Here is a 14,127-nt window from a genome sequence, read left to right as displayed (position 1 = left end):
CCATGGCCACCCTCTGTCTGGACATCGGCGGCACCAAAATCGCGGCCGCACTGGCCGATTCGGGCGGCGCGCTGATGTACACCGCGATCCGCCCCACCCCGGCCGCGGCCGCCGCCGGCGACGTGTGGGCCGTCGTCGAGGCGATGATCGCCGACGCGGTGCGGGCCGCCGAGGGCCCGATCACCGCCGTCGGCATCGGCTCGGCCGGGCCGATCGACCTGCACACCGGGTCGGTCAGCCCGATCAACATCGCGGGCTGGGACCGTTTCCCGCTGCGCGACAGGGTCGCCGCCGCGGTGCCCGGGGTGCCGGTGGTGCTGGGCGGCGACGGCCTGTGCATGGCGTTGGGGGAGCACTGGATCGGCGCGGGCCGCAGCGCGGGTCCCGACGCCCGATTCCTGCTGGGCATGGTGGTCTCCACCGGGGTGGGCGGCGGCCTGGTGCTCGACGGCGTCCCCTACGCCGGGCGCACCGGCAACGCCGGTCACGTCGGGCACATCGTGGTCGAACTGGACGGGCCGCCGTGCGCCTGCGGCGGCCGCGGCTGCGTGGAGACGGTGGCGTCCGGGCCGTGGATGGTGCGCTGGGCGCGGGATAACGGGTGGGCGGCGCCGCCCGGCGCGGGCGCCAGGGACCTGGCCGCCGCGGCGGCGGCCGGAGACCCGTTGGCCCAGCGGGCCTTTCGCCGATCGGCGAACGCGCTCGCCGCGATGATCGCCTCGGTCGGCGCGGTCTGCGATCTGGACCTCGTCGTGATCGGGGGAGGGGTGTCCAAATCCGGGTCGCTGCTCTTCGACCCGCTGCGGGCGAAGCTGGCCGACTACGCCGGGCTGGGCTTCCTGTCCGGGCTGCGTGTGGTGCCCGGCGAGCTGGGCGGTGCGGCCGGTCTGATCGGCGCGGCCCGGCTCGCGGCCCTCGGCTGACGCAGGCCGCCGGAGGCGGCTCCTTACGCTGACTGGCATGAACCACAGCATCGACGCGCTCGCGGTCGTGATCACCGGCCTGTTGGTGGGCGTGGAGCTGGCGGTCGCGGTGTTCTTCAACCCGCTCATCGCGCGGCTGCCCGACGACGCCTTCCGGGCGGCCCGCGGCGGCGCCGCCCGGGCGCTGGGCACGACGATGCCGTTCTGGTACGCGCTGAGCCTGTTGCTGTTGGCGGCGCTCGCCATCAAGGAGCGGGGCGCGTCGCGCGACTGGCTGTACGGCGTCGCCGGCGGCCTGATGGCGTTGGTCGTCCTGCTGACGGTCATCCTGCTGCTGCCGATCAACAACCGCATCGCCAAATGGCCGGCCACCGGTGAGCTCTCGCGCGACCTCGCGGCCCGGTGGGATCGGCTGCACCGGCTGCGGGTGGCCCTGCTGGTGGCGGTGTTCGTCCTGCTGGCCCTCGGCGTCACCCGAGCCGGCGGCTGAGTCGCCGTTTTGGCTGACCGCGCAGGCCACGCTATTGTGTTAGCCGTTCCACCGAAGACCGTCGGTCACCGAGCAATCGGTTGAAGGTCCGGGAGTATCCCGGCGGCCCACGCAGGAGGACGAGGCATCAGCGCCGGCTCGCGCCGGCGTGTTTGTACGCCCCGGCCGCTTCCTGCGCCGGGGCGTTCGTCGTTTTTCGGGGAATCGAGACGACACGTCGCATGACTTCACTTCAGGAGGTAGGCATGGCCAGGGCTGACAAGGCCACCGCCGTCGCGGACATCGCCGAGCAGTTCAAGGAATCGACCGCGGCCCTGGTCACCGAGTACCGCGGTCTGACGGTCGCCAATCTGGCCGAGCTGCGGCGCTCGCTGGGCGCGTCGGCCACCTACTCGGTGGCCAAGAACACGCTGGTCAAGCGGGCTGCTTCGGAAGCCGGGCTCGACGGCCTCGACGAACTCTTCGCCGGCCCGACGGCCATCGCGTTCATCACCGGCGAGCCGGTCGACGCCGCCAAGGCCATCAAGACCTTCGCCAAGGAGCACAAGGCGCTGGTCATCAAGGGCGGCTACATGGACGGCCGCGCGCTGACCGTCGCCGAAGTCGAGCGCATCGCCGACCTCGAGTCGCGCGAGGTGCTGCTGGCCAAGCTGGCCGGCGCGATGAAGGGCAACCTCGCCAAGGCGGCCGGGCTGTTCAACGCCCCGGCGTCGCAGGTCGCCCGGCTCGCGGCCGCGTTGCAAGAGAAGAAAACCGCAGAGGGACCAGCAGCTTCCGCCGAGCCCGCCGCCGCGGAGCCCGCCCCGGAAGCAGCCTCCGAAGCACCCGCTGAGGCTGCGGAAACCCCGGCCGAAGCCGAATAAAAACCCAACCCGGAACCTGGAAAAACAAGGAAGGACCCACACCCATGGCAAAGATGTCTACTGACGACCTGCTCGACGCGTTCAAGGAAATGACGCTGCTGGAGCTCTCGGACTTCGTCAAGAAGTTCGAGGAGACCTTCGAGGTCACCGCGGCCGCCCCGGTCGCCGTTGCCGCGGCCGGCCCGGCCGCCGGTGGTGCGCCCGCCGAGGCCGCCGAGGAGCAGTCGGAATTCGACGTGATCCTCGAGTCCGCCGGCGACAAGAAGATCGGCGTCATCAAGGTGGTCCGCGAGATCGTCTCCGGCTTGGGCCTCAAGGAGGCCAAGGACCTGGTCGACGGCGCGCCCAAGCCGCTGCTGGAGAAGGTCGCCAAGGAGGCCGCCGACGAGGCCAAGACCAAGCTCGAGGCCGCCGGCGCCACCGTCACCGTCAAGTAAGTCAGGCGCGCGTAAACCCCCGGGGTCACCACCCCGGGGGTTTCGTGTGCTCAGTGGGCGTCCCTCGCCGTCTGCAGCGAGCGCGCCACCCGCTCGGGTGCATCCCCAAGGGCCACAAGCAGGTTCGACGTCATCGAACCCAGCACCGGGACGACGGCCGAGCTGTCCTGGCCGTAATAGCCGGCCAGCTCCAGCATGACGAAGCCGTGGATCGACGCCCAGAACTGGGCGGCTATCGCCACCACCGCCGCGTCGTCATCGGCCGCGCCGGCACCGATGCGCCCGGCCTGCACGCATCGGTGCACCGCGCGCACGACGTGCGCGAAACTGGGGTAGCCGCGCTCGATCTCGCCGATCGTCAGCGTCAGGACGTTGTGGGCGGGCGCGTTGATGCCGTGCGCGCTGGTGCTGCCGAACATCAGCCGGTACATGTGCGGGCGCTTGATCGCGTAGCGCCGGTAGGCGGCGCCGATGACGAACAGGTCGGCGACCGGGTCGCCGGTCTCGGGTGCGGCCAGCGCGGCGTCGAACTGCCGCAGGCCCTCCTCGGCCACCTCCGCGATCAGCCCACCCATCCCGCCGAAGTGCGTGTACAGCGCCATCGTCGAGGTGCCCGCGGCGCCGGCCACCTTGCGGGTCTGCAGCGCGTCGGGGCCGTGTTCGTGCAGCAGGTCGACCGCCGCGAACAGCATGTCCTGGCGAACGCTGCGCTGAACGTCTGAAGTCATCGTTGCCATCTTCTCATCGGGGGCGTACGGTGCCAATAACGCTGAAATAACAATGTTATAGGAGTTCAGCCATGGCGACCACGACAACCGCCAAGCCCGCCAATCCCTACCTCGAAGACGTCCTGGCGCCGGTGAGCGCGGAGGTCACCGCCACCGACCTCGAGGTCACCGGGTGCATCCCCGAATACCTCGACGGGCGCTACCTGCGCAACGGGCCGAACCCGGTTGCCGAGGTGGACCCGGCGGTCTACCACTGGTTCAGCGGCGACGGCATGGTGCACGGGGTGGCGCTGCGCGGGGGCGAGGCCCGCTGGTACCGCAACCGGTGGGTGCGCACCGCCCACGTCTGCGCCGCTCTCGGCGAGCCCGCGCCCGCCGGGCTGGACCCGCGGGCGGGCATGCTCTCCGTCGGCCCCAACACCAATGTGCTCAGCCACGCCGGACACACGCTCGCGCTCGTCGAGGGCGGCGGGGCGAATTACCGCCTGACCGACGAGCTGGACACCGAGGGGCCCTGCGACTTCGACGGAGGCCTGTTCGGCGGATACACCGCCCACCCGCACGCCGACCCGCGGACCGGCGAATTGCACGCGGTGTCCTACTCGTTCACCCGCGGGCGCACGGTGCAGTACTCGGTCATCGATACCCAGGGCCGGGCCCGGCGCACCGTCGACATCGAGGTGGGCGGGTCGCCGATGATGCACGACTTCTCGCTGACCGACAAGTACGTGGTGATCTACGACCTGCCGGTCACGTTCGACGCCGTCCAGGTGATGCCGGCGAACGTGCCCCGCTGGCTGAGTTTGCCGGCCCGGCTGGTGATGCAGTCGCTCATCGGGCGCGTGCGGCTGCCCAGCCCGATGACGATGGCGATCAATCGGAATCGGCAGCCGATCAATCGGATGCCCTACCGGTGGGATGACAACTACCCGGCGCGCATCGGGGTGATGCCGCGAGAGGGCGGTAACCGCGACGTGCGCTGGTTCGACATCGAGCCCTGCTACGTCTACCACCCGCTCAACGCCTACTCCGAGATGCGCGGCGGGGCAGAGGTTTTGGTGCTCGACGTGGTGCGCTACTCGCGGATGTTCGACCGTGACCTGCGCGGTCCCGGCGACAGCCGGCCGACGCTGGACCGCTGGACCGTCAACCTGGCCACCGGGGCGGTGACCAGCGAACGCCGCGACGAGCGCCCGCAGGAGTTCCCGCGGATCAACCAGAGCTTGCTGGGCGGGCGGCACCGGTTCGGCTACACCATCGGGACCGACGGCGGGTACCTGTCGGGCGGGGAATCCGAGATGTCCACCGCCGTGTACAAGCACGACTACGCGAGCGGCTCCAGCACCACGGCCCCCCTCGATGCCGGACTTTTGTTGGGCGAGATGTGTTTTGTGCCCGGCCCCGCGGCGCGCGCCGAGGACGACGGCGTCCTGATGGGCTTCGGGTATCACCGCGACCGCGCCGAAGGGCAGCTGGTGTTACTGGACGCGCAGACGCTCGAGCACGTCGCCACCGTGCATCTGCCGCAGCGGGTGCCGATGGGATTCCACGGCAATTGGGCGCCCGCTGGCTAACACGTGCGTCAAATAAGTTGCGCCATGGGGGCTTCCGCCTGATCTCGGGAAGGCCAATTTTTCCCCGCTGTGTTCCGCAACCCTGATGCCGTGTGGCAGCAGTGCGCTACAGTGACTCATGCCACACAAAAGGGCAGGTGGCAGGCACGAGTGTCGACGGAAGGATTTCCCATGGGCGTCGCAATCGAGGTGAATGGACTTACCAAGTCCTTCGGTTCCTCGAGAATCTGGGAAGACGTGACGTTGGAAATCCCCGCCGGGGAGGTCAGCGTCCTGCTGGGACCGTCGGGTACCGGCAAATCGGTTTTCCTGAAGTCATTGATCGGGCTGTTGCGCCCGGAGCGCGGCTCGGTCGTCATCGACGGCACGGACATCCTGCAGTGTTCGGCCAAGGAGCTCTACGAGATCCGCACGCTGTTCGGCGTGATGTTCCAGGACGGCGCGCTGTTCGGTTCGATGAACCTCTTCGACAACGCGGCCTTCCCGCTGCGCGAGCACACCAAGAAGAAGGAAGGCGAGATCCGTGACATCGTCATGGAGAAGCTGACCCTGGTCGGGCTCGGCGGCGACGAGAAGAAGTTCCCCGGTGAGATCTCCGGCGGTATGCGCAAGCGCGCCAGCCTGGCCCGCGCGCTGGTGATGGACCCGCAGATCATCCTGTGCGACGAGCCCGACTCCGGTCTGGACCCGGTTCGTACCGCCTACCTGAGCCAGCTGATCCTCGACATCAACGCCCAGATCGACGCCACGGTGTTGATCGTGACGCACAACATCAACATCGCCCGCACCGTGCCGGACAACATGGGCATGCTGTTTCGCCGCAAGCTGGTCATGTTCGGCCCGCGCGAGGTGCTGCTGACCAGCGACGAGCCGGTCGTGCGGCAGTTCCTCAACGGGCGCCGCATCGGGCCGATCGGCATGTCCGAGGAAAAGGACGAGGCGACCATGGCCGAAGAGCAGGCGATGATCGACGCCGGTCACCACGCCGGCGGTGTCGAGGAGATCGAGGGTGTGCCGCCGCAGATCGTCGCGACACCGGGGATGCCCGAGCGCAAGGCCGTCGCGCGGCGCCAGGCCCGGGTGCGCGAGATCCTGCACACGCTGCCCAAGAACGCTCAGGCGGCCATCCTCGACGACCTCGAGGGCACTCACAGGTTCCGCGCGAACGAGTTCGGCGGCTAGGGCGCCCGCGCCGGCGGGTTCCGCGCTAACTCCGCGTAACACTCCCGGCCCGCCCTCTTGACGACGGGCTCCAAACGAGCCAGTCTGTTGGGCAGCATGTACCTGAACTGTCCGAGGGAAGTCGAGATCGCCAGCCAGCGCCGATGTCCTTGGACCCCCAGGGCTGGGAAGTTGAGGAATGCGCAGTCCTGCGCTATTGTTGGACGTTGCGCTGGCTACCTCCTGCCCACCTCACCCGCCACCTGACACCGTGGTCTAAGCCTGAGCCCCCTTACGTGGCTTAGTTCTTTAGTTGCGCGTGAGACCCGGACAGATCGTTCGCCGGCCGAACCGACACAATTTCGCGGCGAGCTGGCCGGTGGTCCCGGCCTTCGTGAGTCGCACGAGGTGCTGGAAGGATGCATCTTGGCTGATTTCCGCCAGAGCAAGACGGATCGCCCACAAAATTCCTCTAACGGAAGTTCGTCGAACGGCTCCGTGCCCGGAGCGCCTAACCGAGTTTCCTTCGCCAAGCTCCGCGAGCCCCTCGAGGTTCCGGGCCTGCTTGACGTGCAGATCGACTCCTTCGAGTGGTTGATCGGCGCGCCGCGCTGGCGTGAGGCCGCCGCCGCCCGTGACGGGGGCAAGCCGGGGGTCACCCCGGTGGGCGGCCTGGAAGAGGTGCTCTTGGAGCTCTCGCCCATCGAGGACTTCTCCGGCTCGATGTCGCTGTCGTTCTCCGACCCGCGCTTCGACGAGGTCAAGGCCCCGGTCGACGAGTGCAAAGACAAGGACATGACGTACGCGGCCCCGCTGTTCGTCACGGCCGAGTTCATCAACAACAACACCGGCGAGATCAAGAGCCAGACGGTGTTCATGGGTGACTTCCCGATGATGACCGAGAAGGGCACCTTCATCATCAACGGCACCGAGCGCGTCGTGGTCAGCCAGCTGGTCCGCTCGCCCGGTGTGTACTTCGACGAGACCATCGACAAGTCGACCGAGAAGCTGCTGCACAGCGTCAAGGTGATCCCCAGCCGCGGCGCGTGGCTCGAGTTCGACGTCGACAAGCGCGACACCGTCGGCGTGCGCATCGACCGCAAGCGCCGCCAGCCGGTCACCGTGCTGCTCAAGGCGCTGGGCTGGAGCAACGAGCAGATCACCGAGCGCTTCGGCTTCTCCGAGATCATGATGTCGACGCTGGAGAAGGACAACACCGCCGGCACCGACGAGGCGCTGCTGGACATCTACCGCAAGCTGCGTCCGGGCGAGCCGCCGACCAAGGAGTCCGCGCAGACCCTGCTGGAGAACCTGTTCTTCAAGGAGAAGCGCTACGACCTGGCCCGTGTCGGCCGCTACAAGGTCAACAAGAAGCTCGGCCTGCACGCCGGCGAGCCGATCACCAGCTCGACGCTGACCGAGGAAGACGTCGTCGCGACCATCGAATACCTGGTGCGCCTGCACGAGGGTCAGCCGACGATGACCGTCCCCGGCGGCATCGAGGTGCCGGTGGAGACCGACGACATCGACCACTTCGGTAACCGCCGCCTGCGCACCGTCGGTGAGCTGATCCAGAACCAGATCCGGGTCGGCATGTCGCGGATGGAGCGCGTCGTCCGCGAGCGGATGACCACGCAGGACGTCGAGGCCATCACGCCGCAGACGCTGATTAACATCCGGCCGGTCGTCGCCGCGATCAAGGAGTTCTTCGGCACCAGCCAGCTGAGCCAGTTCATGGACCAGAACAACCCGCTGTCCGGGCTGACCCACAAGCGCCGCCTCTCGGCGCTGGGCCCCGGCGGTCTGTCCCGTGAGCGCGCCGGCCTGGAGGTCCGTGACGTCCACCCGTCGCACTACGGCCGCATGTGCCCGATCGAGACCCCGGAGGGTCCCAACATCGGTCTGATCGGCTCGCTGTCGGTGTACGCGCGGGTGAACCCGTTCGGCTTCATCGAGACCCCGTACCGCAAGGTGGTCGACGGTGTGGTCACCGACGAGATCCACTACCTGACGGCCGACGAGGAGGACCGCCACGTCGTGGCGCAGGCGAACTCGCCGATCGACGGCAAGGGCCGGTTCGAGGAGTCGCGCGTCCTGGTCCGCCGGAAGGCGGGCGAGGTCGAGTACGTGCCGTCGTCCGAGGTGGACTACATGGACGTGTCGCCGCGCCAGATGGTGTCGGTGGCCACCGCGATGATCCCGTTCCTCGAGCACGACGACGCCAACCGTGCCCTGATGGGCGCCAACATGCAGCGCCAGGCGGTTCCGCTGGTGCGCAGCGAGGCGCCGCTGGTGGGCACCGGCATGGAGCTGCGCGCGGCGATCGACGCCGGCGATGTCGTCGTCGCGGAGAAGGCCGGGGTGATCGAGGAGGTCTCCGCCGACTACATCACCGTGATGGCCGACGACGGCACCCGCCACACCTACCGGATGCGCAAGTTCGAGCGGTCCAACCACGGCACCTGCGCCAACCAGTCGCCGATCGTCGACGCGGGTGACCGCGTCGAGGCCGGCCAGGTGATCGCCGACGGTCCCTGCACCGAGAACGGCGAGATGGCGCTGGGCAAGAACCTGCTCGTGGCGATCATGCCGTGGGAGGGCCACAACTACGAGGACGCGATCATCCTCTCCAACCGGCTGGTCGAGGAGGACGTGCTCACCTCGATCCACATCGAGGAACACGAGATCGACGCCCGCGACACCAAGCTGGGCGCCGAGGAGATCACCCGGGACATCCCGAACGTCTCCGACGAGGTGCTGGCCGACCTCGACGAGCGCGGCATCGTGCGCATCGGTGCCGAGGTTCGCGACGGCGACATCCTGGTCGGCAAGGTGACCCCGAAGGGTGAAACCGAGCTGACGCCGGAGGAGCGGCTGCTGCGGGCGATCTTCGGTGAGAAGGCCCGCGAGGTCCGCGACACCTCGCTCAAGGTGCCGCACGGCGAGTCCGGGAAGGTCATCGGCATCCGGGTGTTCTCCCGCGAGGACGACGACGAGCTGCCGGCCGGTGTCAACGAGCTGGTGCGCGTCTACGTGGCCCAGAAGCGGAAGATCTCCGACGGCGACAAGCTGGCCGGACGGCACGGCAACAAGGGCGTGATCGGCAAGATCCTGCCGCAGGAGGACATGCCGTTCCTGCCGGACGGCACGCCGGTGGACATCATCCTGAACACCCACGGGGTGCCGCGACGGATGAACATCGGCCAGATCCTGGAGACCCACCTCGGTTGGGTCGCCAAGTCCGGCTGGAACATCGACGGTTCACCCGACTGGGCGGTGAACCTGCCCGAGGAGCTGCGGCACGCGCAGCCGGATCAGATCGTGTCGACGCCGGTGTTCGACGGCGCCAAGGAGGAGGAGCTGCAGGGCATGCTGTCCTGCACGCTGCCCAACCGCGACGGCGAGGTCATGGTGGACGGCGACGGCAAGTCGGTGCTGTTCGACGGCCGCAGCGGCGAGCCGTTCCCGTACCCGGTGACCGTCGGCTACATGTACATCATGAAGCTGCACCACCTGGTGGACGACAAGATCCACGCCCGCTCCACCGGCCCGTACTCGATGATCACCCAGCAGCCGCTGGGCGGTAAGGCGCAGTTCGGTGGCCAGCGCTTCGGTGAGATGGAGTGCTGGGCCATGCAGGCCTACGGCGCGGCGTACACGCTGCAGGAGCTGTTGACCATCAAGTCCGACGACACCGTCGGCCGGGTCAAGGTGTACGAGGCGATCGTCAAGGGCGAGAACATCCCGGAGCCGGGCATCCCCGAATCCTTCAAGGTGTTGCTCAAGGAACTGCAGTCGCTGTGCCTCAACGTGGAGGTGCTCTCCTCGGACGGCGCGGCGATCGAGTTGCGCGAAGGCGAGGACGAGGACCTCGAACGGGCCGCGGCGAACCTGGGAATCAACTTGTCCCGCAACGAATCTGCGTCCGTTGAGGACCTCGCCTAACAAACGTTTTCAGTTACTAAACCCGCAAGGGGAAAGGGAGTTACGTGCTCGACGTCAACTTCTTCGATGAACTCCGAATCGGTCTGGCCACCGCGGAGGACATCAGGCAATGGTCTTACGGCGAGGTCAAGAAGCCGGAGACGATCAACTACCGCACGCTGAAGCCCGAGAAGGACGGCCTGTTCTGCGAGAAGATCTTCGGACCGACTCGCGACTGGGAGTGCTACTGCGGCAAGTACAAGCGGGTCCGGTTCAAGGGCATCATCTGTGAGCGCTGCGGCGTCGAGGTGACCCGCGCCAAGGTGCGTCGCGAGCGGATGGGCCACATCGAGCTGGCCGCGCCCGTCACGCACATCTGGTACTTCAAGGGCGTGCCGTCGCGGCTGGGGTACCTGCTCGACCTGGCGCCGAAGGATCTCGAGAAGATCATCTACTTCGCCGCCTACGTCATCACCTCGGTCGACGAGGAGATGCGCCACAACGAGCTCTCGACGCTCGAGGCCGAAATGATGGTGGAGCGCAAGGCCATTGAGGACCAGCGCGACGCCGACCTGGAGGCCCGCGCCCAAAAGCTCGAGGCCGACCTGGCCGAGCTGGAGGCCGAGGGCGCGAAAGCGGACGCACGGCGGAAGGTTCGGGACGGTGGCGAGCGTGAGATGCGTCAGCTGCGCGACCGGGCCCAGCGTGAGCTGGACCGGCTCGAGGAGATCTGGACGACCTTCACCAAGCTGGCCCCCAAGCAGCTGATCGTCGACGAGAACCTCTACCGCGAGCTGATCGACCGCTTCGGCGAGTACTTCACCGGCGCCATGGGTGCGGAGTCGATCCAGAAGCTGATCGAGAACTTCGACATCGACGCCGAGGCCGAGATCCTGCGTGACGTCATCCGGAACGGCAAGGGGCAGAAGAAAATTCGCGCCCTCAAGCGGCTCAAGGTGGTCGCCGCCTTCCAGCAGTCGGGCAACTCCCCGATGGGCATGGTGCTCGACGCGGTCCCGGTGATTCCGCCGGAACTGCGCCCGATGGTTCAGCTCGACGGTGGCCGGTTCGCCACCAGCGACCTCAACGACCTGTACCGCCGCGTGATCAACCGGAACAACCGCCTCAAGAGGCTGATCGACCTCGGCGCGCCCGAGATCATCGTCAACAACGAGAAGCGGATGTTGCAGGAGTCCGTGGACGCGTTGTTCGACAACGGCCGTCGCGGCCGCCCGGTCACCGGGCCGGGTAACCGCCCGCTGAAGTCGCTGAGTGATCTGCTCAAGGGTAAGCAGGGCCGGTTCCGGCAGAACCTGCTCGGTAAGCGCGTCGACTACTCGGGCCGTTCGGTCATCGTGGTCGGTCCGCAGCTCAAGCTGCACCAGTGCGGTCTGCCCAAGCTGATGGCGCTGGAGCTGTTCAAGCCGTTCGTGATGAAGCGGCTGGTCGACCTCAACCACGCGCAGAACATCAAGAGCGCCAAGCGCATGGTGGAGCGTCAGCGTCCCCAGGTGTGGGATGTCCTCGAAGAGGTCATCGCCGAGCACCCGGTGCTGCTGAACCGCGCCCCCACCCTGCACCGGCTGGGCATTCAGGCCTTCGAGCCAATGCTGGTGGAAGGCAAGGCAATTCAGCTGCACCCGCTGGTGTGTGAGGCGTTCAACGCCGACTTCGACGGTGACCAGATGGCGGTGCACCTGCCGCTGTCCGCCGAGGCGCAGGCCGAGGCCCGCATCCTGATGCTGTCGAGTAACAACATCCTGTCGCCCGCGTCGGGCCGTCCGCTGGCCATGCCGCGTCTGGACATGGTGACCGGTCTGTACTACCTGACCACCGAGGTCGACGCTGCCTTGGGCGAATACAAGGCGGCCGCCAAGGATGAGCCCGAGGTCGGGGTGTACTCCTCGCCGGCCGAGGCGATCATGGCTTCCGACCGCGGCGTGCTGTCGGTGCGGGCCAAGATCAAGGTGCGGCTGACCCAGCTGCGCCCGCCCGCCGAGATCGAGGCCGAGCTGTTCGGCGCCAACGGCTGGCAGCCGGGGGACGCCTGGATGGCCGAGACCACGTTGGGCCGGGTGCTGTTCAACGAGCTGCTGCCGGTGGGCTATCCGTTCGTGAACAAGCAGATGCACAAGAAGGTGCAGGCCGCGATCATCAACGACCTGGCCGAGCGCTACCCGATGATCGTGGTCGCGCAGACCGTGGACAAGCTCAAGGACGCCGGCTTCTACTGGGCGACCCGCAGCGGCGTCACCGTGTCGATGGCCGACGTGCTCGTGCCGCCGCGCAAGAAGGAGATCCTCGACCAGTACGAGGAGCGGGCCGAAAAGGTCGAAAAGCAGTTCCAGCGTGGTGCTTTGAACCACGACGAGCGCAACGAGGCGCTGGTGGAGATCTGGAAGGAAGCCACCGACGAGGTCGGTCAGGCGCTGCGTGAGCACTACCCGGCCGACAACCCGATCATCACGATCGTCGACTCGGGCGCCACGGGTAACTTCACCCAGACCCGAACGCTGGCCGGCATGAAGGGTCTGGTGACCAACCCGAAGGGTGAGTTCATCCCGCGTCCGGTCAAGTCGTCGTTCCGCGAGGGCCTGACCGTGCTGGAGTACTTCATCAACACCCACGGCGCCCGAAAGGGCTTGGCGGACACCGCGTTGCGTACCGCCGACTCCGGGTACCTGACCCGTCGTCTGGTGGACGTGAGCCAGGACGTCATCGTCCGCGAGCACGACTGCGAGACCGAGCGCGGCATCATCGTCGAGCTGGCCGAGCGCCAGCCCGACGGCACCCTGATCCGCGACCCGTACATCGAAACCTCGGCGTACGCACGGACTTTGGGCGCCGACGCGGTCGACGAGGCGGGCAACGTGGTCGTGGCGCGCGGTGAGGACCTGGGTGACCCGTCGATCGAGGCCCTGCTGGCCGCGGGTATCACGCAGATCAAGGTGCGCTCGGTGCTGACGTGCACCACCGGCACCGGGGTGTGCGCGACCTGTTACGGGCGGTCCATGGCCACCGGAAAGCTGGTCGACATCGGCGAGGCCGTCGGTATCGTCGCGGCCCAGTCCATCGGTGAGCCCGGCACCCAGCTGACCATGCGGACGTTCCACCAGGGTGGTGTCGGTGAGGACATCACCGGCGGTCTGCCCCGGGTGCAGGAGCTGTTCGAGGCCCGCATCCCGCGCGGTAAGGCGCCGATCGCCGACGTCACCGGGCGGGTCCGCCTCGAGGAAGGTGAGCGCTTCTACAAGATCACCATCGTTCCCGACGACGGGAGCGAGGAGGTCGTGTACGACAAGCTCTCCAAGCGGCAGCGGCTGCGGGTGTTCAAGCACGAAGACGGTTCCGAGCGGGTGCTCTCCGACAACGACCACGTCGAGGTGGGCCAGCAGCTGATGGAAGGCTCGGCCGACCCGCACGAGGTGCTGCGCGTGCAGGGCCCCCGCGAGGTGCAGATCCACCTGGTCCGCGAGGTCCAGGAGGTCTACCGCGCGCAGGGTGTGTCGATCCACGACAAGCACATCGAGGTGATCGTCCGCCAGATGCTGCGCCGCGTCACCATCATCGATTCGGGCTCGACGGAGTTCCTGCCCGGCTCGCTGATCGACCGTGCGGAGTTCGAGGCGGAGAACCGCCGGGTGGTGGCCGAGGGCGGCGAACCCGCCGCCGGCCGTCCGGTGCTGATGGGCATCACGAAGGCGTCGCTGGCCACCGACTCGTGGCTGTCGGCGGCGTCGTTCCAGGAGACCACGCGAGTGCTGACCGATGCGGCGATCAACTGCCGCAGCGACAAGCTCAACGGTCTGAAGGAGAACGTGATCATCGGAAAGCTGATCCCGGCCGGTACCGGCATCAACCGCTACCGCAACATCCAGGTGCAGCCGACCGAGGAGGCCCGGGCCGCCGCGTACACGATCCCGTCCTACGAGGATCAGTACTACAGCCCGGACTTCGGCCAGGCCACCGGCGCCGCGGTGCCGCTGGACGACTACGGCTACAGCGACTACCGCTAGTCCGACGACGA

The 14,127-nt window shown here is 67.7% G+C and carries 9 protein-coding genes; 8 read left to right on the top strand and 1 reads right to left on the bottom strand.

Features of this window, described 5'->3' with window-relative positions:
- The first annotated feature begins 2 nt into the window (after window positions 1-2).
- The 4 genes from AC0KS4_RS20995 to rplL all read left to right on the top strand — a co-directional run bounded on the left by AC0KS4_RS20995 (window position 3) and on the right by rplL (window position 2,713).
- Window positions 3-923, top strand: a complete 921-nt coding sequence (locus tag AC0KS4_RS20995; protein ID WP_225328317.1) for an ROK family protein — start codon at window positions 3-5, stop codon at window positions 921-923.
- Window positions 924-960: 37 nt separating this feature from the next.
- Window positions 961-1,413, top strand: a complete 453-nt coding sequence (locus AC0KS4_RS20990) for an anthrone oxygenase family protein (protein ID WP_225328316.1) — start codon at window positions 961-963, stop codon at window positions 1,411-1,413.
- Window positions 1,414-1,658: 245 nt separating this feature from the next.
- Window positions 1,659-2,276 carry a 50S ribosomal protein L10 gene (rplJ, locus tag AC0KS4_RS20985; protein ID WP_238956851.1) on the top strand — a complete coding sequence of 206 codons (618 nt, stop codon included), beginning with the start codon at window positions 1,659-1,661 and terminating at the stop codon, window positions 2,274-2,276.
- A 44-nt stretch (window positions 2,277-2,320) separates the two neighbouring features.
- Window positions 2,321-2,713 (top strand): 50S ribosomal protein L7/L12, encoded by a 393-nt coding sequence (gene rplL, locus AC0KS4_RS20980; RefSeq protein ID WP_008260886.1) that lies wholly within the window; start codon window positions 2,321-2,323, stop codon window positions 2,711-2,713.
- A 50-nt stretch (window positions 2,714-2,763) separates the two neighbouring features.
- Here the strand turns inward: rplL and AC0KS4_RS20975 are convergent, their stop codons facing one another.
- Window positions 2,764-3,450, bottom strand: a complete 687-nt coding sequence (locus AC0KS4_RS20975) for a TetR/AcrR family transcriptional regulator (protein WP_238956850.1) — start codon at window positions 3,448-3,450, stop codon at window positions 2,764-2,766.
- A gap of 62 nt (window positions 3,451-3,512) precedes the next feature.
- Here AC0KS4_RS20975 and AC0KS4_RS20970 point away from each other — a divergent pair, with 62 nt between their 5' ends.
- The 4 genes from AC0KS4_RS20970 to AC0KS4_RS20955 all read left to right on the top strand — a co-directional run bounded on the left by AC0KS4_RS20970 (window position 3,513) and on the right by AC0KS4_RS20955 (window position 14,116).
- Window positions 3,513-5,015 carry a carotenoid oxygenase family protein gene (locus AC0KS4_RS20970; RefSeq protein WP_238956849.1) on the top strand — a complete coding sequence of 501 codons (1,503 nt, stop codon included), beginning with the start codon at window positions 3,513-3,515 and terminating at the stop codon, window positions 5,013-5,015.
- Between the two features lie 171 nt (window positions 5,016-5,186).
- Window positions 5,187-6,197 carry an ABC transporter ATP-binding protein gene (locus tag AC0KS4_RS20965; protein WP_225328312.1) on the top strand — a complete coding sequence of 337 codons (1,011 nt, stop codon included), beginning with the start codon at window positions 5,187-5,189 and terminating at the stop codon, window positions 6,195-6,197.
- Between the two features lie 405 nt (window positions 6,198-6,602).
- Window positions 6,603-10,121 (top strand): DNA-directed RNA polymerase subunit beta, encoded by a 3,519-nt coding sequence (rpoB, locus tag AC0KS4_RS20960; RefSeq protein ID WP_238956848.1) that lies wholly within the window; start codon window positions 6,603-6,605, stop codon window positions 10,119-10,121.
- Between the two features lie 44 nt (window positions 10,122-10,165).
- A complete protein-coding gene (locus AC0KS4_RS20955) occupies window positions 10,166-14,116 on the top strand; it encodes a DNA-directed RNA polymerase subunit beta' (protein WP_238956847.1) in 3,951 nt (1,316 codons plus the stop codon).
- Window positions 14,117-14,127 lie beyond the last annotated feature (11 nt).

The sequence above is a fragment of the Mycobacterium sp. NTMscope_MAC_12 genome, assembly GCF_976985675.1.
This window is presented reverse-complemented; position numbering and strand designations above follow the sequence as displayed.